This is a genomic window from Xanthomonas sp. NCPPB 3583 (assembly GCF_041475715.2).
In the GTDB taxonomy this organism is placed as follows: domain Bacteria; phylum Pseudomonadota; class Gammaproteobacteria; order Xanthomonadales; family Xanthomonadaceae; genus Xanthomonas; species Xanthomonas euvesicatoria.
Genome location: NZ_CM191263.1, coordinates 1,562,572 through 1,580,791 on the forward strand (window position 1 = coordinate 1,562,572; position 18,220 = coordinate 1,580,791).

Annotated in this window: 18 protein-coding genes and 2 other RNA genes; 3 read left to right on the forward strand and 17 right to left on the reverse strand. The window is 65.7% G+C overall.

The annotated features are described in order from the left end of the window. Nucleotides 1-161: 161 nt before the first annotated feature. From ACCQ07_RS06955 to ACCQ07_RS06985, 7 genes are all read right to left on the reverse strand, one after another. Nucleotides 162-236, reverse strand: a non-coding RNA gene (locus ACCQ07_RS06955) — sX9 sRNA. A 61-nt stretch (nucleotides 237-297) separates the two neighbouring features. Next, the gene (locus ACCQ07_RS06960) at nucleotides 298-663 is read right to left on the reverse strand and encodes a hypothetical protein (protein WP_008578205.1); all 366 of its coding nucleotides are present in this window, start codon (nucleotides 661-663) and stop codon (nucleotides 298-300) included. Beyond that, on the reverse strand, nucleotides 660-1,217 hold the full coding sequence (locus tag ACCQ07_RS06965; protein WP_014089701.1) for a bactofilin family protein: 558 nt from the start codon (nucleotides 1,215-1,217) through the stop codon (nucleotides 660-662). The genes ACCQ07_RS06960 and ACCQ07_RS06965 overlap by 4 nt, the downstream gene beginning before the upstream one ends. Nucleotides 1,218-1,450: 233 nt before the next feature. Further along, on the reverse strand, nucleotides 1,451-3,160 hold the full coding sequence (locus ACCQ07_RS06970; protein WP_014089702.1) for a diguanylate cyclase: 1,710 nt from the start codon (nucleotides 3,158-3,160) through the stop codon (nucleotides 1,451-1,453). A gap of 110 nt (nucleotides 3,161-3,270) precedes the next feature. Further along, complete coding sequence (locus tag ACCQ07_RS06975; RefSeq protein WP_008578208.1) at nucleotides 3,271-3,597, reverse strand: XAC1346 family secretion chaperone; 327 nt, start codon at nucleotides 3,595-3,597, stop codon at nucleotides 3,271-3,273. Between the two features lie 229 nt (nucleotides 3,598-3,826). Beyond that, nucleotides 3,827-4,168, reverse strand: coding sequence for a hypothetical protein (locus ACCQ07_RS06980; protein ID WP_003489455.1), 342 nt, complete (start codon nucleotides 4,166-4,168; stop codon nucleotides 3,827-3,829). 122 nt (nucleotides 4,169-4,290) lie between these two features. After that, nucleotides 4,291-5,466: a thiolase family protein gene (locus ACCQ07_RS06985; RefSeq protein ID WP_218555922.1), complete on the reverse strand. Its 1,176-nt coding sequence runs from the start codon at nucleotides 5,464-5,466 to the stop codon at nucleotides 4,291-4,293. A 155-nt stretch (nucleotides 5,467-5,621) separates the two neighbouring features. Between ACCQ07_RS06985 and ACCQ07_RS06990 the strand changes: the two genes are divergently transcribed. Then, entirely contained in the window at nucleotides 5,622-8,462 is a 2,841-nt protein-coding gene (locus tag ACCQ07_RS06990) for a S8 family serine peptidase (protein WP_372363932.1), read from the forward strand. A gap of 98 nt (nucleotides 8,463-8,560) precedes the next feature. Here ACCQ07_RS06990 and ACCQ07_RS06995 read toward each other — a convergent pair whose 3' ends face one another. The 4 genes from ACCQ07_RS06995 to ACCQ07_RS07010 all read right to left on the reverse strand — a co-directional run bounded on the left by ACCQ07_RS06995 (nucleotide 8,561) and on the right by ACCQ07_RS07010 (nucleotide 11,900). Beyond that, nucleotides 8,561-9,661 carry a Glu/Leu/Phe/Val dehydrogenase dimerization domain-containing protein gene (locus ACCQ07_RS06995; protein ID WP_005924809.1) on the reverse strand — a complete coding sequence of 367 codons (1,101 nt, stop codon included), beginning with the start codon at nucleotides 9,659-9,661 and terminating at the stop codon, nucleotides 8,561-8,563. A gap of 156 nt (nucleotides 9,662-9,817) precedes the next feature. After that, complete coding sequence (locus tag ACCQ07_RS07000; RefSeq protein ID WP_372356352.1) at nucleotides 9,818-11,074, reverse strand: 2OG-Fe(II) oxygenase; 1,257 nt, start codon at nucleotides 11,072-11,074, stop codon at nucleotides 9,818-9,820. Between the two features lie 16 nt (nucleotides 11,075-11,090). Further along, nucleotides 11,091-11,168, reverse strand: a non-coding RNA gene (locus ACCQ07_RS07005) — sX9 sRNA. 102 nt (nucleotides 11,169-11,270) lie between these two features. Next, nucleotides 11,271-11,900 carry a YgjP-like metallopeptidase domain-containing protein gene (locus ACCQ07_RS07010; RefSeq protein ID WP_372363933.1) on the reverse strand — a complete coding sequence of 210 codons (630 nt, stop codon included), beginning with the start codon at nucleotides 11,898-11,900 and terminating at the stop codon, nucleotides 11,271-11,273. Nucleotides 11,901-12,178: 278 nt separating this feature from the next. Here ACCQ07_RS07010 and ACCQ07_RS07015 point away from each other — a divergent pair, with 278 nt between their 5' ends. After that, complete coding sequence (locus ACCQ07_RS07015) at nucleotides 12,179-12,352, forward strand: DUF1328 domain-containing protein (RefSeq protein ID WP_003489471.1); 174 nt, start codon at nucleotides 12,179-12,181, stop codon at nucleotides 12,350-12,352. Nucleotides 12,353-12,509: 157 nt separating this feature from the next. Here ACCQ07_RS07015 and ACCQ07_RS07020 read toward each other — a convergent pair whose 3' ends face one another. Further along, nucleotides 12,510-12,764 carry a DUF2789 domain-containing protein gene (locus ACCQ07_RS07020; protein ID WP_008578215.1) on the reverse strand — a complete coding sequence of 85 codons (255 nt, stop codon included), beginning with the start codon at nucleotides 12,762-12,764 and terminating at the stop codon, nucleotides 12,510-12,512. 173 nt (nucleotides 12,765-12,937) lie between these two features. Here ACCQ07_RS07020 and ACCQ07_RS07025 point away from each other — a divergent pair, with 173 nt between their 5' ends. Continuing rightward, a complete protein-coding gene (locus ACCQ07_RS07025) occupies nucleotides 12,938-13,204 on the forward strand; it encodes a DksA/TraR family C4-type zinc finger protein (protein ID WP_029818991.1) in 267 nt (88 codons plus the stop codon). 183 nt (nucleotides 13,205-13,387) lie between these two features. Here ACCQ07_RS07025 and ACCQ07_RS07030 read toward each other — a convergent pair whose 3' ends face one another. The 5 genes from ACCQ07_RS07030 to ACCQ07_RS07050 all read right to left on the reverse strand — a co-directional run bounded on the left by ACCQ07_RS07030 (nucleotide 13,388) and on the right by ACCQ07_RS07050 (nucleotide 18,176). Then, nucleotides 13,388-13,981 carry a mechanosensitive ion channel family protein gene (locus tag ACCQ07_RS07030; RefSeq protein WP_029818992.1) on the reverse strand — a complete coding sequence of 198 codons (594 nt, stop codon included), beginning with the start codon at nucleotides 13,979-13,981 and terminating at the stop codon, nucleotides 13,388-13,390. A gap of 425 nt (nucleotides 13,982-14,406) precedes the next feature. Next, nucleotides 14,407-14,592: a hypothetical protein gene (locus ACCQ07_RS07035; RefSeq protein ID WP_008578219.1), complete on the reverse strand. Its 186-nt coding sequence runs from the start codon at nucleotides 14,590-14,592 to the stop codon at nucleotides 14,407-14,409. Between the two features lie 189 nt (nucleotides 14,593-14,781). Continuing rightward, nucleotides 14,782-16,158, reverse strand: a complete 1,377-nt coding sequence (locus ACCQ07_RS07040; protein WP_071117411.1) for an Hsp70 family protein — start codon at nucleotides 16,156-16,158, stop codon at nucleotides 14,782-14,784. Nucleotides 16,159-16,310: 152 nt separating this feature from the next. After that, nucleotides 16,311-16,784: an FKBP-type peptidyl-prolyl cis-trans isomerase gene (locus ACCQ07_RS07045; RefSeq protein ID WP_014089711.1), complete on the reverse strand. Its 474-nt coding sequence runs from the start codon at nucleotides 16,782-16,784 to the stop codon at nucleotides 16,311-16,313. Nucleotides 16,785-17,126: 342 nt separating this feature from the next. Continuing rightward, a complete protein-coding gene (locus tag ACCQ07_RS07050) occupies nucleotides 17,127-18,176 on the reverse strand; it encodes a cation diffusion facilitator family transporter (RefSeq protein WP_372363935.1) in 1,050 nt (349 codons plus the stop codon). Nucleotides 18,177-18,220: the final 44 nt, after the last annotated feature.

Below are 18,220 nucleotides of genomic sequence, written 5' to 3' on the forward strand. Positions count from 1 at the left end.
CAGGTGCCACTCCCTCGCGAGCAGCCGCCGGACGGGCCGTGGACGGCGCACAGAGGCTACGGGTGCACGCACGGCACATGCCGATCAACTCACCGCCACGTTCGTCCGGCAGTGCGCGTTTAGAGTGTTGGCAGCCGCGTGGATCGTGGACGCCTCAGAGCGGCCAACAAAACGTAGCGAGCGGCCGTCAGGTGGCGTGGACGGTACGAAGGAGCCGCGGTGTACGCGTGGTACATGCCGATTCCGAGCACCGGCCGCGCCCGCCTGGCCGCTGCGCAGTCGTTTTGTCAGCTGTTCTCAATGCCGCGTACGCCGCCCGGGCGAACGCACCGCGCTCGCTTCCACCGCCAGGGTGAAGCCGCGTTCTTCGCCGCCGTGCATGGCGCCGACATCGACCACCTGGCGACGGATCTCCTCGCCCTTCCCGTTGCGCACCACCACCACCACCGTGTATTCCCACGGATCGCCGTCGGCCGGGTGGCGGATGGTGCCGTCGACTTTGAGCGGCACGATCGGCGCCGGCTGCGCGTGTTGCGCAGCCGCCGAATCGAAGCGCAGGTGGTGCTTGCACGCAGGGCAGACGCTGGCGCTTTCCAGGATCGTCGCCTTGCAGTGCGGGCAGCTGCGCGTGGCGCCGGGCGTGCCCGGGCGAGGTGCACTCATGTGGCGTCGCTGTCTCCGCTGACCACTGGCTTGCTGGCAGTGACCGGCTTGCCGCCATCATCGCCCCAGCCGAAATCGGCCTGGCCGCGCATGCGCGCACCCGAGGCCACCGTGAGGCTGCCGGCCTTGACATCGCCGACCAACACACCGGACGTCTGCAGTTCGACCTGCGCGGCAGATTCGATGTTGCCCTCCAGCTCGCCGGCGATGATCACCTTGTTGGCGCGCACGCCGCCATTGAGCTTGGCGCCGCGTTCGATGGTCAGATCGCCCTTGACGTTGACATCGCCCTTGAAGCGGCCGGCCAGACGCACATGGCCGGCGCCTTCGATCTTGCCTTCGATGCTGATGTCGGCAGCGATCAGCGACTCTTTCGCTTCGCTGTGACGCTGCGTGGCCACAGCTGCCGGCGCGACGCTGGGCGCTGCGGCGGCGGGCACCGGCGGCGCGGGGCTGGCCTCGGCGGTGAACAGCCTGCCATCGGCCGCAGGAACCTCGGGGGTGACCGGAACGCCGTCTTTCTTGTTGGGACCTTGATCGCGCCACATCGACATCGGACTGCCTCGCTTTAGGGGTCGAGGCCGACTATCGCTGCGCAACTGGATCTTTTGTGTGACGGACTCCGCAAACCGGGATGGACGGCGCGCGTTACGAAGCTGTCGGCAAACGCTGCGAGCAGCCGTCAAGTGGGTGCGCGCGGCGCACCAGGGCCACAGTCTCCGCGTGCTACCTCCCGGCTTCGGGCGCGGCCGCGCCTGGCTGCCCGCCGTGGCCTTGTCAGCTGCCTTCAGTCCGCACTGTCTGTAGCAGCACCGTATCGCTCGACCCGGTTGCGCCCAGCATGCTTGGCACGATACAGCGCTGCGTCGGCTTTCTGTATCAGGCTCGCACCCTGTTCGCCATCGGCAGGGAAGCTGGCCACGCCGATCGAGGCAGTCACCTTCGGCAAGGCGCGCGCACCGTCGCTGACCGCCAGCGCGGCGATGTAACTGCGAATCTGCTCGGCCACGCGCATGGCTTCTTCGCCATCGGCTTCGGGCAGAAGGACGGTGAATTCCTCACCGCCGTAGCGGCATGCCACATCCTCGGCGCGCAGGCGGGTCAGCAGCAATTCGCCCACCGCTGCCAGCAACAGGTCGCCGCCGGCATGGCCCTGGCTGTCGTTGAACTGCTTGAAATGGTCCACGTCCAGCATCAAGACCGACAACGGCAGACCACGCCGTGCGCACCGCGCCAACTCGTGGCTCAGCGATTCTTCCAGATAGCGGCGGTTATACAGCCCCGTCAGCGCATCGCGGATCGACTGCCGGCGCAGCGACTCGCGCAGACGCAGGTTGCTCAGCGCCAACGACAACTGTTCGGCGGCCGCCTCGGCGATTTCCAGCCGCGGCATCGGCCCCGGGCCGGCGGCAGACAGGAACAGAAACCCGAGCTGGGTGCCTTGCGCCGACATCGGCAGGCACGCGGTGGTGACGGATGCATCGTGTGCGGGTTCTTCGATATGCGCACACAGCGCATCCCGGCCCAGGTCTTGGACGATATGCGGCTGGCCGCGACGCAGCGCCCAGCACTGCTCGGGCGACAGATGCGGCGCGCTGCGCACCAGCGGCTCGCCCCAGTGGCTGATCGCCTCGGCGCGGTCCTGCGAGGCGCGCAGCAGGTACACGCTTCCCGCCACGCCCGGCAGCAGGCCGGCCAGGGTACGGCTGCTGACCATCAACGCTTCTTCGGCACTGATGCAGCTCTGCAGCAGGCCGGTGTAACGGCTGAGCAGGTTGAGATCGGCGGTACTGCGCTGCAGTGCCTCGATGCTCTCGCCCAACTCGCGATTGGCCTGCGCCGCCAGCTGTTCTGCCTGCGCGCGGTGGCGCAGTTCGCGCATCAACAGCGCATAGACCATGCCCACCACCAACAGCCCGAACGGAATGCCGGCCAATGCCAGTGCCAGCAACAGGTTGGCGCTTTGTTCGCTGCTTCGCGCGCGTTGTGCCAGCAGCTCCTGTTCGCGCTGCACCATCGCCAATGCCAGCTCGCGGATCGCGCTGGTGGTGCGGAAGGCGCTCTGCCGGATGTCGGCACGTGCCGGCTCCAGCCCACTTTGCGTATAAATGTCGAGCACGTGCTGAATCTGCCGCAGGCGGGTTTCCACCAGCCGTTGCAACTGCGCCAGGTGCTGCTCCTGTGCGGGGTTGTCGACGATCAGGCGGCGCAGGTTGTCCAGCAGGATCGGCAGACGTTCGACACTGGTTTGGTAGCCCAGCAGGTAGGCGTCGTTGCCGGTGAGCAGGAAGCCGCGCTGCGCCGACTCGGCATCGAGCAGGCGCGCCTGGATCTCGTCGACCCGCCCGATCACCTCGTGGGTGTGCGACACCAGCGCGGCATCGGCCAGCGAACGGCGGGCACCGACGAAGATGCCGATTCCGATGACGACGAAGATCAGCGCAGAAAAAATCAGCGCCAGCTGGTTGCGGCGGCGCGACGTAAAAGAAGAGGACATATGCGAATGCTAGCCTGCCGGCCTCGACAACACGAGCCATCCGTCGGCCGAGACAAGCGCGCCGGCACATGGCCGGCGCGTTGCGGGTGCTGCGAAAGGGGGGGACGGACTCAGTGCTGCGCGTGGTCGGCGTCGTGCTTGTCGGCGTTCTGTTCGGCCTTGTTGGCCATTTCGCGCGTCTTGTCGGCAGTGGCATCGGCCGCATTGGCGGTGGCGCGGCTGGCGTCTGCGGCCAACTCGCGCGCAGCCACGCGTGCATCGGCAGTTGCGGCCTTCGCTTCCACTGCCGCACGGTCGGCGGCCTGTTCGGTCGCGGCGGCGGCGTGCTTGGCGGCAGAAGCGGCATCGCGGCGGGCCTGCTCGGCGTCCGGGCCCTGACAGGCAGCAAGGGTAAGGGCGGCGATGGCGTTCAACGACAGCATGTGGATCGTCTTCATGGGTGGTCCTGTTCCTGTTCCGGTGTTGGAAGCCGGAGCTTATGCAGGAGGCGATGCAGTCTGCGTCAATGCGCAGCCGGCCATTCAGCCGCCGGGGAGACAGGCGCAATCTCGCAGGTTGTTCGTGTTCCTGTCGGCGGGCACGGCGTGCGAGGTTTGAATCGCAGGCAAAGAAAAAGCCGCTGGAAACCAGCGGCTTTTTCCGAACTCGCTTGGAGTCAAGAAGTGATTACTTCTTGGCTTCTTCTGCGGTGTCCTTGGCAGCCTTGGCGGTGTCTTCAGCCGTCTTGGCAGCGTCGGCAGCCTGGTCAGCAGCAGCGTCGGTCGCGGCGCCGGAAGCAGCCTGAGCAGCGTCAGCAGCGGTGTCGGCCGAAGCAGCAGCGGTGTTGGCAGCAGCCTGAGCGGCGTCAGCCGACTGCGAGCCCGAGGCAGCAGCCTGGTCGGCAGCGGTCTGAGCGTCGGCAGCAGCTTCGTTAGCCGAAGCAGCAGCGTCCTGAGCCTGTTCCGGCTTCGAGCAAGCGGTCAGGGCCAGGCCCAGAGCCATTGCGATCAGCAGCTTGTTAATGGTCATTGTTTCAATCCTCGTCGTTAGATTAGGCAACGCGCTATTGCGCGCCCCCGACATGATGACGGCCACAAGACGAGTGTCAAGCGCACGCGCATTCAGTTTTGCAAAATCGCCGTTAAAGATAATTAAATCAATTCGATAGCGATGGCGGTCGCTTCGCCGCCGCCGATGCATAGCGTTGCGATTCCGCGCTTGCCTCCGCGGCTGCGCAACGCGTTCACCAATGTCACCACCAAACGCGCGCCGGATGCGCCGATCGGATGGCCCAGTGCGCAGGCGCCGCCATGCACATTGACCTTGTCGTGCGCGATGCCAAGTTGCTTGATTGGCGCCATCGCCACGACGGCGAAGGCTTCGTTGATTTCGAACAGGTCCACATCGTCCAATTGCCAGCCGAGCTTGCCGAGCAGCGATTGAATCGCAGCGACCGGTGCGGTGGTGAACCATTCCGGCTCCTGCGAGTGGGTGACATGGCCGACGATGCGCGCCAGCGGCGTCACGCCGCGGCGTTGCGCGTCGTCCGCGCTCATCAGTACGGTGATTGCCGCGCCATCGGAAATACTCGAGGAACTGGCCGCGGTCACGCTGCCGTCCTTCTTGAAGGCTGGCTTCAACGTCGGAATCTTGGCCACGTCGGATTTGCCCGGCTGCTCATCGCTGTCCACGACGACTTCGCCCTTGCGCGTGGCGACCGTCACCGGCACGATTTCGTCGGCAAACGCGCCGCTGCGCTGCGCCGCCTGCGCGCGTTCCACCGAGGCGATCGCGAACGCATCCTGGTCGGCGCGGCTGAAGCCGAACTTCTCCGCAGTGGCTTCGCCGAATACGCCCATGGCCTGGCCGTCATACGGGTTGGTCAGGCCGTCCCAGGCCATGTGATCGACCGCCTGGAAATTGCCGTAGCGGTTGCCGGTGCGCGAGTTGGGCAGCAGATGCGGGGCATTGCTCATCGACTCCATGCCGCCGGCCACCACGATGCTGGCCGAGCCGGCCCTGATCAGGTCGTGTCCCAACATGATCGCCTTCATGCCCGAGCCGCACACCTTGTTGATGGTGGTGGCGCCGGTCGAGGTAGGAATGCCTGCGGCAATCGCGGCCTGACGCGCAGGTGCCTGGCCCAGATTGGCCGGCAGCACGCAGCCGACGATGACTTCGGAAATATCGGCAGGCGCGATGCCCGATTGCGCGAGTGCGCCCTGGATAGCAGCCGCGGCGAGCGTGGGTGCCGGCACCGCATTGAATTGGCCGAGGAACGAGCCGATGGCAGTACGTTTGGCAGCAACGATGACGATGTCGGACATGAGCAGATACCGTTTAAAGTGAAACGATTATCTGCCTCATGGCGGCGCCGCGCCAGCGTGCCCCCCACGCGCACGCTTTCCGATTTAAAGTAAGCAAAGCGTTATTCGGGCCCGGCTTGGGCCCCATCCATGGAATGGGTTCGGGGAGAACACCAATGAAGAAGCAAGACGTCGCCAGAACTGTGCTGGCCTCGGCGCTGGCCGTTGCGTTGTCCGCCTGTGGCGGCGGCGGTGGCGGGGGCGGTATCCGTCCAAGCACCCCGGCCGCACCGCCGGTGACCTCGCCACCACCGCCGCCGCCACCGACCTCACCGCCGCCGCCGCCAGTGACGACGCCAACGACGCCGGAGCCGGCGATCGATGCGCATCTGGCGCTGACCAACGCGCGTGCGGCACAGGCGCTTGGCTTTACCGGCGCGGGGTACCGCATCGGTGTCATCGATACCGGCATCAATGCCAATCATCCGGCGTTGCAGGGACGCGTCAGCGACAGCTTCATCTATGTGGATCCACGCACCAACAACACCGCAGTGGGCGATGTGGTCGGGCACGGGACCGTGGTGGCCGAGCTGGCCGCCGGGCGTGCGGTCGGGCAATGGCCCGGCGGCATCGCGCCGGGTGCGGGCCTGGTGTCTGCGCGCATCATCAGCGACCGTGCGCCGGACGATGACGGCAGCGGCGACGGCAACGAGGTCGATGGACCGCTCGGTCTGGGGCCGGTGCATGCCGATCTGATCAGTGCCGGTGTGCGCATCATGAACAATTCGTGGGGCGGCCTGTATTGGAACGACCCGACGGTGACCAATCAGATTGCCCAGGAATACCGCCCTTTCATCCTCAGCAACGATGGGCTGGTGGTGTTCGCGTCGGGCAATGAATCGCGCTCGCAGCCCTCCGATACGGCGGCGCTGCCCAGTCAGCCTGGCCCGAACGGGACGCTACCGGCGGCCGATCTGGAGCGCGGTTGGTTGGTGGTCGGCGCGCTGGATACCGCCAACCCGACGCAACTGGCGTCGTACTCCAACGCCTGTGGTGTGGCGATGCGCTACTGCCTGGTCGCGCCAGGCACTTCGCTGTTCATCGACCCGGACGCCACTGCCGGCAACATCCGTTATTTCTACGGCAGCGGCACCTCGTTCGCAGCGCCGCTGGTCTCCGGTGCGGCTGCGCTGGTGTGGCAGGCATTTCCGTATTTCAACAATGATCTGGTGCGCCAGACGCTGCTGGGAACCGCCACCGACTTGGGGGCTGCGGGCGTGGATCCGGTCTTCGGCTACGGCCTGCTCAACGTCGGCAAGGCAGTATTGGGGCCGGCACGCTTCGATTGGGGCACGGTGGATGTCACTGTCACGACCTTGCGTTCGACTTGGGCCAACGACATCAGTGGCACCGGCGGCCTGACCAAGCGCGGCACCGGCACCTTGGTATTGAGCAGCACGGCCAATACCTTCAGCGGCGACACCCAGGTCCTTGGCGGCACCTTGCAGACCGCCAGTTTGCAGAGTGCGCGGGTGAGCGTCGCCAATGGCGCGCGCCTGGTTGGCGCAGGCAACATCGGTGGTCGGGTCGACAACGCCGGGACCTTGCAGGTCAACGGCGCGGCCGCCTCCATTGCCGGCAACTACACGCAGGCCAGCAATGGTCGCCTGGCACTGAATGTGGGTGACCGGTTGGATGTCGCGGGCACGGCGACCATCGCCGGCGACCTGCAATTGCTCGGTCGGCGCGACTACGTCGCCAACAACACGACCTACGCGGTGCTGCAGGCGACCAATGGTCTGCAAGGCACATTCGACACGCTGAGCAGCGGGCCGGCGGTGACCTTTCTGAGCGCCACGCGCAGCTACGACGCCAACACCGCGTATGTGTCGCTGCAGCGCATGGATGTCACCGCGGTCGCTGCGTCGCTGGGCGCGATCGGCACCGCGTCGATGGATTCGGCCATCCGCGTCGAGCAGGCGTTCCAGCAGGTCGATGCGCAGCAGTTCCAGGGCAATGGTGCGCTCAGCGGCGGCTTCATTCGCGCTGCAGCTGCCTTGCAACAATCGCCAACCGCCAAGGTCGCGGCGGATTCGCTGCGCAGCCTGTCCGGCCGTGCGCATGCCGACTCTGCGGCGATGACCTTCGACACCATCGATCTGGGTCGCCGCGCGCTGGCAGCGCATTTCGATGGGCTCTCGCAACAGCCGCGTCTGTTGGGCAACTGGCAACGGGCACTCGGCGGGCCGGGCGAGGGCGGTGCAACTACTTCGGGCTTTGCCACCTCCGGCTGGATGATGGGCAACGATGTGCGTCTGGCTTCCGGTGCGGTCGCCGGTTTTGCGTTCGGCGAAACGCGCTCCAGTAGTCTGGGCGACCTGGATGGGGCACGCGGGCGCGATCGTCAGGTGCAGGCGCAGCTGTATTGGGGCACGACATTGGGCGCTGCGTACACGCTGGGCCAAGTGGGCTTTGGCAACGTCAATCGGCAGATCGAGCGCACCCTGCAGCTGGGCGAAGACCGCAGCAGCGCCTTCAGCGACTACAGCGGCAGTTACCTCAGCAGCAATCTGGAAACCGGGTACCGCCTGGGTGGCGCGCATGCAAGCCTGACGCCGTATATGGGCCTGGATTACGTGCGTTCGCGCAGCGACGGTTTCCGCGAAAGCGGCGGCGATGGCTTCGGCTTGCGTGCCGACGCGAATACGTCATCGCGCACGCAGGCGCTTGCCGGCGTGCGATCGGCGTATCGCTGGCGCGGTATCCAGCTGGGCGGCTATGCGGAATGGCAGCAGGCGCTGAGCAGCGATGGCTTGACGCTAGATGCCAGCTTCGTGGGGGTGGATGCGTGGGCACCGCTGCGTGGCATGCAACCGGCACGTTCGGGTGGTCTGTTCGGCATCACCGCTGCAGCACCGCTTGGCCAGCAGAGCCAGCTGCGTTTCGGTTACGACCAGCGGGTCGGCGAGCGCGGCGACGACCGTGCGTTGAGCCTGAAGTACAGCGCCGATTTCTGATCGGCGTGCATGACGCCCGGGCGCAATGCCCGGGCGTGGCGTTTTCAGCGGCAATCACGTACTGCGCTGATCGCTACGCCCAATCTATCTGTTGCCAGTTACTCGCCGCGTAGTTTGTGCAGGAAGCGCGGCGCAGTACGACCCAGCGGCAGCTTGAGTTTGCTGATGGCCTCAATGCGCGCTTCGGCAATCTGATCGGCCGCCTGCTGCGGCGAAACGTCCAGCTGCGTGGATAGATCGAAGACCTTTTCCAGGTTGTGATAGATGCTGCGGATCAGCCGCATCGCACGCTCACGGTTGTAGCCGTCGATCTCCAGCGACACATTCATCACCCCACCGGCATTCACCACGTAATCGGGTGCATACAAAATGCCGCGCCGGTGCAGCTCTTCGCCGATGGCGGCGCTGGCAAGCTGGTTGTTGGCGGTGCCGCAGATGATCTTGGCCTTGAGCTGCGGCAGCGTGTCTTCGTTGATGGCGCCTTCCAGCGCGCAGGGAGCAAATACGTCGGCCGATACCTGATGGATTTCATCCGGGCGCACCGCTTCTGCGCCGTATTCGGCCACTGCGCGGTCCACCAGCGCCTGATTCAGGTCGGCCACATAGAGTTTTGCGCCGCGCTCCTTGAGCAGCTTCACCAACTCCATGCCGATATGGCCCAGCCCCTGGATCGCAATGCTGGCCTTGCCGACTTCTTCGTGGCCGAGCTTGCGGTTGAGCGAGGCCATCAGTGCCTGCAGGGCGCCGTAGGCCGTGAACGGGGCAGGGTCGCCGGAGCCGCGGTGCACCTGGTGCACACCGGTGACGTACTCGCTTTCCAGGTAGATCTGCTCCATGTCATTGACGTCCGTGCCGACGTCCTCGGAGGTGATGTAGCGCCCGCCGAGGGTATCGACGAACCGGCCGAACGCGCGGAACAGCGCTTCGGTCTTGTCGGTCCGAGGGTCGCCGATGATGACCGCCTTGCCGCCGCCGACATTCAGGCCGGCCAGGGCGTTCTTGTAGGTCATGGTGCGGCTCAGCCGCAGCGCGTCGTTGAGTGCCGCCTCGCTACTGGCATAGGGGCGCATCCGCACGCCACCCAACGCTGGCCCAAGGCGCGTGCTGTGCAGGGCGATGATCGCCTTGAGCCCGGCGTCGCGGTTGTGACAGAAAATCACCTGCTCGTGGCCGGTGGTATCGAGGGTTTCGAAAAGCATCGAAGGCTCCGCGGGGCTGCGTGATGTGCCTTCCCTGAAGCCGGGCGTGCACCCGTGCCGTGGGAAACAAAAAACGCGACGTTTGCAGATCCTGTCCGATCACGTCGCGCTGCAACATTTTAAACCACGTCGGCAGGGGGGTGTGTATGAATCTGTTCACCAATCCCGGTAGCGTTGCTGGCGGAACCACAGCGTCCCCAACCATTTGCTGCCTGCCGTGACCGGCAGGCCGGCGTGCAGCGAATCGGCGTCCGGGCGGCCATCGGCATGCAGGTTGTCGAAGCAGACCAGTGTGCCGGGACGTGGCCGCACGCGAACGCCGGCGACCGGGAATTCGGTCTCGCCACCGGCGCCGACGTCGTTGAGATAGACGCAGACGGTGCGCTGGCGGTTGCCGGCGGTGGGGCGGTCGGCGGCGATCGTTCCGGGCGGCAGGTAGTCACGGTGCGCGCGGTACTGCTCGCCCGGTGCGTAACACAACACCGAGAGCGGTTCTGCGTGGGCGAGCGGGAGCTGCGCGCAGGCCGCCAACCGCGCCTGTGCGGCACGCGCGGCGAAGTCCTCGATGATGGGGTCCAATGTCGCGCCGTGGCTGGTGCGGATCGGCGCGCGCCCGGTGCTGGCATCGTTGGGATCGATCACCTTCGAGGCACGCAGATGCGGTCGCGCCAGCAGCATGAGCAAGCGGCATTCGTCGGCCGACAGGACTGCGGCATATTCTTCGATGCGTGGGGCTGTGTGGCGTCGCACCGGGCCAACACGCGGCGCGAATGCGATGCGGTGACCGGCGGTGTCGTCCGCGGGGTCCGGCGGCGCGACGTCCACCGGCGGTAGCGCGGTCATGCCCAGGGGCTGCAACTGCTGCAAGAGCTGTGCAGCGGCATCGGGCTGGGGCGGCACGCCTTCGCCGCGCAGCAGGCGCTCGGCCAACAGGGCGGCCGACACGGCATCGCCGCCGGCCGCCGCGCGTTCCAGCAAGGCGACGCACTGCCGTTGCCGCTCCGGATGCGCCACACGCCCGTGCTGGATGGCGATGGCGCGCAGTGCTGGCGGGTAGTCGGCATTGGCTGCCGACTGCAGTCGATCCTGCGCAGTGCCGGCCAGGGCCAGCGGCTGCTCTCCCACAGCCAGGGTCGCCAGCAAATAGCGTGCTGCTGCCGCGCCCTGCCGCTCGGCCAGCTCCCAGTGCGCACGCGCCTGACCGACGTCCACCTCGCAACCGACGCCATAGGCCCGCATGCGCCCGGCTTCGACCTGCGCCAGCGCATCGCCGGCGGCCGCGCTGCGCAAATACCAGACAAGCGCTTCTTCCGGTTGGCCGGCACGCACCAGCGCCTGGGCCAGCGCGTTGATCGCGCCGGGTTGCTGGCGTTGCGCCGCGCGGGTGAGGTCTGCAAAAGAGGAGGGCTGCATGCGCGCATCCTAAAGTGGCCAACACCACGTGGCGAGCGGTCGTCAGGTGGAGGTGGGCGGCGCGCTCGGAACTGCAGTGTACGAGAGTGTGCGAAGGAGACTTGCCGATTCCGGGCACCGATGGCGTGCGCGCCCGCCTGTCGGTGAGCGCAGTGGTTCGGTCAGCCGCGCCAAGTCCTGCGCGTGTCCTGCACGCTCAGCGATCGGCAGACAGGGCTAATTGCGTCAGATACAGGCGCAGATCGAATTCCAGCTGATGGTAGTCCGGGGTTATGTGGTTGCAGAGCTGGTAGAAGGCCTTGTTGTGATCGGCCTCCTTCAGGTGCGCCAGTTCGTGCGCCACGATCATCTGCAAGAACGGCTCCGGCGCGTCGCGAAACACCGATGCGATGCGGATCTCGCGGCTGGCCTTCAGGCGGCCGCCGTGCACGCGGGAGATCGCCGTATGCGTGCCCAGGGCGTGCTTGACCACGTGCAGATGATTGTCGTACGTCGCCTTGTGCAGGGTCGGCGATGAGCGCATGTAGCGCTCTTTCATCGCCTTGACGTACTCGTAGAGATGGCGATCGGTGCGGATCGCGTGCCGGTCGGGGTAGCGTCGCGCCAGTACGGTGGCGAGCTTGTCCTGTGCGATCAGCTCGCGCACCTGATCCAGAACGGCGGGCGGGTAGCCGGTGAGGTAGCGAAGAGTGTCCATGGCGATCTGTCGCGGGCAGAGGCGCATGATCGCCGATGTGTCGGCCACTGACCAATCCATCCGTGCAGATGCGTGACTACGAACCAGTCGCGCATGCGCGCTGAGAGTCGATGCGGCAAGCGCGTGCATCTGTTGCGCCCAGTGCGGCTTGCACGATGCCATGCGCATGTGGTGTTTCGTCGTGCAAGGACGGCCCCGCGCGCAGCTGCGATGATCCCTCCACGGGCGCGTGCGCTCGCGTGGACACGGCGCTTCCTCTCTGAATGCAACGCGTGTATTGCAGCGTGTGTCAGGCGTATTCACGAGTGCGGCACATTCGAATCGGTAGCGTGCGGTGCATGTTCTGCGGCGCTGCGCCGCAAGCACACGATCGAACAACGGCACGGTGCCGATGAGGAGACAACATCATGATCAAGTGGGCCATTATTTTCGCAATTATCGGCTTGATCGCCGGTGCGCTGGGCTTCGGCGGCATGGCCGGCGCGGCGATGGGTATCGCCAAATTCCTGTTCTGGGCGGGCATCATCATCGCCATCGTGCTGTTCGTGCTGGGCATGACGATTGCCAAAAAAGTGACCTAACGCAGGTTACACAGCCGGGCACGCGCGTGGCTGCCCGCTGTACTGCCTGCGGTGCAAAGGAGCGGCCCATGGCCGCTCCTTTTTTTTCACCAATGCGCTGGCAAGCATGTCAGCTGCAGGCGATCTCAAGCGTGGCGCACGTGAGTGCGTGCCTGGCTCAAACGCCGGTATCGTCGGCAGTGGTATGCAGGGCGATATTGAGCTGATCGATGGTCACGATCCAGTCGGCATCGTCGAGGCGTTCTTCACGCAATAGCTGGGATTGGGCAGGCGTCCAGAACGGCGCTTCTTCCAGGCGCATATCGCCCGGCAGCGGGGAGTGCTCGGCAATGAAGCTGCGAATGCTGGCTTCGTCGGACGGCAGGCCAAGCTGGGCGAAGAGTTCGGAAAACGGGTGGACGGGCTGTTCCATTGCTGTTCCTTCGTGGGTGCGGATGGCGGAGTACCTGGTCACTGACGCGCGCGGCGGCCAGTGGCGTTGATTTGATGCTAGTTGAACCAGCTTGAGCGTACTGTGCACACGCGGCTTGGATTTGTTTGCGCGAGTGACCATATATGTGTCCAGACCAGCGAGGTATGGCGATCATGGCGACCGGATGGGCGGGTGATGGAGCGGTACAGGACCAGATCGATGCCACTGTCGACGATGCGATCAAGCGCGCGCGGAGTCAGTTGCACCACGGCCCGAGCCTAACGCACTGCGAAGACTGCGAGGCACCGATTCCCGAGGCGCGCCGCAAGGCGGTGCCCGGCGTGCACTTGTGCGTGCACTGCCAAGAGGCGCATGACCTGGAGCAGGCTGGGCAAAGCGGCTACAACCGTCGCGGCAGCAAGGACAGTCAGCTGCGTTGAGTCGCTGATGGGTCATGCCCGCGATGCGACCGCGAGCGCGATCCCCGAAGACGGCGCCGCTATCGCAAGCGTGCGCCGCAGTGGAGCCTGCTGCGGTCGTCGAGGGTTGCCGCTTGCCGATATCGCCGTGTATGGGTTCTGCCACTGGCGAACTCGCCGCAGTATCGCGTCTTGGCCTTGCGCCTAGTTGGCGTTGAAGCTGCCGGTCTCGCGCCAGCGACGCGTCGTGCGCTGGAAAAACAGGCTGTTGGGGACTTGCAGTACGCTGCCGGCACGCTCGCCGGTTTCTTCCAGCGTGGTGTAGATCACGTTGATATCGATCACACGTCCCTTCAAGCCGGGCTTGTCGCCGCCTTCGAGAACCTCGATGTGATCGTGCAGGCGAAATGGCCGCGTGGTGATGATCAGGAATGTGCAGAAGATATTGGACAGCACGCTCCATGCAGCGAAGAACGCCACTGCGCCGACGGCTGCGAACCCGGTGAATGCGGTCCACAACGTGCCGCCCGAGACGCCGATGACCCGTAGCACCATCAGCAAGGCACTGACCGAAATGACGAAGCTGCCGACGCGGCGGATGCCGATCATCATTTCGGCGGGCACGCTGTAACGCGTGCACAGCCGCCGCAGCAACTGCCGGAGCAGCAGGCGGACCAACGCGGCAACTGCCAGGATCAGCACGATCTTGACCGTCGGTACCGCAATCGCCAGCCATTCGGGATTCCAATGGGGCAACAGGCTGCGGATCATGGCGGGCAACGCATCGGAGGCAGGCATCACGGCGTGCAGAATCAAAGGGGAATCCATTGTAGCGGGCCAACTCTGCGCTGTCGGTGTGCAGAGTGAATACATGCTCGTCTGCGAACGCAGAAGTGCGGCAGATTGCATGCGTTCAATGCATGCCTACGCGCGCATGCGGATGGAGTCGTGGGTACACGCCTGGAGTTTTTGCGCGGATGCAGTGCAAGGCGCCGACGCCTCCGCAGCGTTCGGTTGCAAGCATCGGCGGCCTGTGCGAAGTCATTGTGCGGGTCATCGCCAGAAGCGACACGAGGTCGCATTGGAGTTGCAGTCCTGCGCGATGCGTATGAATGACATCGGCGGACGCCAGACACAAACATGCCACCTTGCGGTGGCACGTTGATACAACAATCCAACTTCGCGGCAACATGCATTGCAAACCTGCCGCGGTGTTGGTGGCGTTAGGCGCTCTTGTCGCCGTCGTTGCGCGCCGGGCCGAAGTTGGTGGTGAGCACTTCGATCCGGCCGCCGGTCTTGCGGAACGCGGCGATGTCGGCAGCGATGCGCTCACGACTGAGCGGCTGCGACTTACCTTCGCTGCGAGCGATGCTGGGCTGGGATTTCTGCTTGGTCGCGGGACGTGCCATGTGGCCTCCTGTAGCGGGGAAGTGCGGTGACACCGCGTGCGGCTAGGGTGGCGCGCGCGGAAGCGGTGTCGAGAGTGCGGCGGCGTTCGGTGCGCCGTCGCGGCGGCACGGTGTACGTGCCGTTGCAGGCAAGACGACGGGGCGTCGAGCAGCAACCGTGCATTATAGGGGATGACGTTGCAGCGCGTGTTAATCGTCCGACGAGTGGACTACCTGCGCGGCAGCCCAGGCCAATCCCTGGACCACACCGAATGACGGATCGCCATGCACCAGGCGCGATTCGGGGAACGCAGCGGCCACGGTCTCGCGGATGTAGCCCGCCCGCGACATGCCGCCGGTGAGGAACACCGTCGTCGGTGCGGCGGCCATGTCGGCGCGCACCTGTGCCAGCAGCCCTGCCAGTTCGCCCAGATAACTGGAAGCGGACGCAACCAATGCATTGGCGTGCACCTCCACGCCCAGGCCGCGCTCAATGAAGTCGAGCGCGGCCTGGTGCCGATCCAGCTCGCTGAGCGCGATCTTGCAGGTTTCCACGCCGCGATACAGGCGCGCGGTGTTGCCGGTGTCCTGCAAGGCCTGCAGGCGCTTGTCGAAGGGGGCGGGCACGTCCTGGTACTTGTGCAGGCGGAATTCGCGCTGTCGCGTCATGTCTTGCACCATCGCCGCCTCCACGTAATGGTGGGTGGGCACGCGCGTGATGCCGCGGCCGAACAGGGGCATGTAGGCCGCCAGGCTCAACGCCAGATCGATATCGGTGCCGCCACGCGCGATGCCCCAGGCACGGTGTACCTGCGGCGCAGCGCTGCCACCGACGCTGGCATGGGCAATGTCGGTGGTGCCGCCGCCGATATCCACCACCACGGTGTCGTGGCGGCTGTCATGGCTGACGTGGTAATGCATCGCCGCCGCTGCAGGTTCTTCGAGAAAGTCCACGCTGTCGAAACCGGCGGCGATCGCGGCGGTCTGCAGGATCTCCAGCGCCTGCGCATTGCCGGCCTCACCGATCGAACTGCGAAATTGCACCGGCCGGCCCAGCGTGGCGTGACGGATGTTGATGTCGAACTGGCGCGAGGCTGTCAGCCGGATGTGTTCCAGCACATGGGTGGCGATGCCGGTAATGGTCTGGCGTGCGCGCGGATGCAGGTTGTAGCCCAGCATCGACTTGGGGCTTTGCACCAGGCTGCCTTCGCCTTCGAGAAAATACGCATCCAGCGCTTCGTCGCCGTAGACGGCGTTTTGCAGCAGGGCGGCGGAACTGCGTGGCTCACGCACCTGCTCTTCCATCCACTGCCGCCGCACGATGCGGATCGCATCGCGGCGCAGGCGGTCGGTGTTGGGGGTGCCGCCGGCGGCCAATGCATCGCGCCGGCCCGAGTCAATGAGCCGCTCTACCTCGTACTCCAGCGCTGGCGTCAGGCTGAAATCGTCCGGGTCGCGCATGGTCTCGGGAAAATACACCGTGGTGCGGAACTGCAAGGCCTCGCCGAAGCGCACCGGCACCACTTGCCCATCGACGATCGCCGCGGCGGCGGAGTTGCTGGTACCGAAGTCGATGCCGAGTTTCATGCAGACAGGTCTGGGAGCGGGCCGCGCACTTTACTACGCCCGCCGCACCTGCCGTCGAGATCGGCAGCGTCGGTGACGCCATGGCCCAGCGCGAGCGCTGTGTTACGCACTGGCCCGCGCCGCAGCCAGGAGGGCGCGCGGCGCGCGCCGGGTCAGGCGGCCAGCTCGGCCACGTGACCGTCGTTCAATTCCTGCGTGGTGGCCTCGCGCACTGCCACCACCTCGACCGCGAAGTGCAGGGTTTGCCCGGCGAGCGGGTGGTTGCCGTCCACGGTGACCTGATCGGGGCCAACCGCGGTCACGGTGACCAGGACCGGGCCTTGCTGCGTGCGCGCCTCGAACTGCACGCCGGGTACCACGTCGACATCGGTCGGAAACGCGTCGCGCGGCACCTGCTGGATGAGCTGCTCGTGGCGCGGGCCATAGCCCTGTTCGGGCACGACGTCGGCGGTGAGCGTATCGCCCAGCCGCTTGCCTTCCAGTGCCTGCTCCAGGCCGGGCACGATGTTGCCGGCGCCATGCAGATAACTCAGCGGAGTGTCGGGCGTGGAGCGGTCCAGCACTTGGCCGTTGTCGTCGGAAAGGGTGTAGTGGATGGTCGCAACGCGACCCTGGCTGATTTCCATTGGAAACCTCCATGAATGGGTGATCGAGGGGAATGCATCGGCTGATTCACGATGCGAAGAGGTGCCGCACGCACACCGTAGGCAATCGCACCGGATCATGCAACCGCAGCCAGGTTTGCGGTTGAGGCGGGGATCAGCTTGGCGGCACGACCGCCACGACCAGGCTCGCGCCGGCTGCCTCAGCGCGAAGACGGAGTGGAGCGTGGAGTGCGTTGGGCCGACCGTCCGCGGCGCGATCGGCGATTGCGGCGTTGGCGCTGCGTTCGATGGACCAACGCGCAGCGACGCGGTGACCCACGGGCATGCTTCACGACATCTGCATGCCGCACGCTTCGGTCTCCCTCAGTCCGGCGCTGCTCCGCTCTCGATCTGCGCACGCCGTGCACGCCAGGTTTCCGGGGTCTGCGGCTTGATGAACAGTGCGGTGAGCTCGGGATGTTGCTGCTTGGCGGCGGCTTCGATCCGCCCGACGCAGGCCTCGATCTGCGGTGTGGTGCGGCTGTCTTCGAACTCGGCGCTCAACGCCGCCACCACCTGGTTGGGGCCCATTTGCATGGTGAGCACGCCATTGGCCGCACGCACGTCCGGGTCGCTGGCGGCGATGCGCAGTAGCGAGTCGGTAACATGCGCATGCGCCGGCTCGCCGATCAGCAGGCCCTTGGTTTCGCGCGCCAGCAGGAACGCGGTAAACGCCAGCACGCCGGCAATGCCGATCGAGGCGATGCCGTCGAGTTCGGGCATGTCGAACAATTGCGCTCCGGCCAGGCCGAGCAGTGCCATCAGCAGGCCGATCAACGCAGCGCTGTCTTCCAGCAACACGGTGAAGGTGGTGGGGTCCTTGCTCTGGCGAAATGCCTGGAAATAGCCCATGCGGCCTTTCTTGGAGCGAAATTCGCGCACCGCCACCACCCATGAAATGCCTTCGAACACGATCGATACGCCGAGCACGCAGTAGGCAATCAGATGGCTCTTGGCCGGCTCGGGGTTGCGTAAATGCACGATGCCTTCGTACAGCGACACGCCTGCACCCATCGCGAAGACCAGCAGGGCGACGATGAACTTCCAGAAATACAGCTCGCGCCCGTAACCGAACGGATGGGTCGGGGTGGGCGGCTGTGCGGCGCGGCGCAAGCCATACAACAGCAGCACTTCGTTGACGGTGTCCACCAGCGAATGCACGCCCTCGCTGAGCATGGCCGAGCTGCCGGAAATGCCGGCGGCGATGAACTTGGCCACGGCAATGGCCAGATTGCCCGCCAGTGCCACGTACACCACCACGTGCGAACCCTTGGGCTTGCCTGGGCCATTCTCGCTGGCGGCGGGGTCGCTTTGTTGGGTGTGAGGGGAGGGCGGCGTTGTGCGCGGGGGAGTGGACACTGGCTGATTGGACACGCGCGACCTGCGGGGCATTCGACAAGCGCCGCACTATCGCCCCA

What these genes read in the sequence shown, in the direction of transcription:
- ACCQ07_RS07010 (WP_372363933.1), bottom strand. Translation starts at nt 11,900, where the DNA reads ATGCACGCGCTTGCCGCATCGACTCTCAGCGCGCATGCGCGACTGGTT.
- ACCQ07_RS06965 (WP_014089701.1), bottom strand. Translation starts at nt 1,217, where the DNA reads ATGTCGATGTGGCGCGATCAAGGTCCCAACAAGAAAGACGGCGTTCCG.
- ACCQ07_RS06995 (WP_005924809.1), bottom strand. Translation starts at nt 9,661, where the DNA reads ATGCTTTTCGAAACCCTCGATACCACCGGCCACGAGCAGGTGATTTTC.
- ACCQ07_RS07030 (WP_029818992.1), bottom strand. Translation starts at nt 13,981, where the DNA reads ATGCCTGCCTCCGATGCGTTGCCCGCCATGATCCGCAGCCTGTTGCCC.
- ACCQ07_RS06970 (WP_014089702.1), bottom strand. Translation starts at nt 3,160, where the DNA reads ATGTCCTCTTCTTTTACGTCGCGCCGCCGCAACCAGCTGGCGCTGATT.
- ACCQ07_RS07040 (WP_071117411.1), bottom strand. Translation starts at nt 16,158, where the DNA reads ATGAAACTCGGCATCGACTTCGGTACCAGCAACTCCGCCGCCGCGGCG.
- ACCQ07_RS06975 (WP_008578208.1), bottom strand. Translation starts at nt 3,597, where the DNA reads ATGAAGACGATCCACATGCTGTCGTTGAACGCCATCGCCGCCCTTACC.
- ACCQ07_RS06985 (WP_218555922.1), bottom strand. Translation starts at nt 5,466, where the DNA reads ATGTCCGACATCGTCATCGTTGCTGCCAAACGTACTGCCATCGGCTCG.
- ACCQ07_RS07020 (WP_008578215.1), bottom strand. Translation starts at nt 12,764, where the DNA reads ATGGAACAGCCCGTCCACCCGTTTTCCGAACTCTTCGCCCAGCTTGGC.
- ACCQ07_RS07045 (WP_014089711.1), bottom strand. Translation starts at nt 16,784, where the DNA reads ATGGAAATCAGCCAGGGTCGCGTTGCGACCATCCACTACACCCTTTCC.
- ACCQ07_RS06980 (WP_003489455.1), bottom strand. Translation starts at nt 4,168, where the DNA reads ATGACCATTAACAAGCTGCTGATCGCAATGGCTCTGGGCCTGGCCCTG.
- ACCQ07_RS07015 (WP_003489471.1), top strand. Translation starts at nt 12,179, where the DNA reads ATGATCAAGTGGGCCATTATTTTCGCAATTATCGGCTTGATCGCCGGT.
- ACCQ07_RS07000 (WP_372356352.1), bottom strand. Translation starts at nt 11,074, where the DNA reads ATGCAGCCCTCCTCTTTTGCAGACCTCACCCGCGCGGCGCAACGCCAG.
- ACCQ07_RS07035 (WP_008578219.1), bottom strand. Translation starts at nt 14,592, where the DNA reads ATGGCACGTCCCGCGACCAAGCAGAAATCCCAGCCCAGCATCGCTCGC.
- ACCQ07_RS07025 (WP_029818991.1), top strand. Translation starts at nt 12,938, where the DNA reads ATGGCGACCGGATGGGCGGGTGATGGAGCGGTACAGGACCAGATCGAT.
- ACCQ07_RS06960 (WP_008578205.1), bottom strand. Translation starts at nt 663, where the DNA reads ATGAGTGCACCTCGCCCGGGCACGCCCGGCGCCACGCGCAGCTGCCCG.
- ACCQ07_RS06990 (WP_372363932.1), top strand. Translation starts at nt 5,622, where the DNA reads ATGAAGAAGCAAGACGTCGCCAGAACTGTGCTGGCCTCGGCGCTGGCC.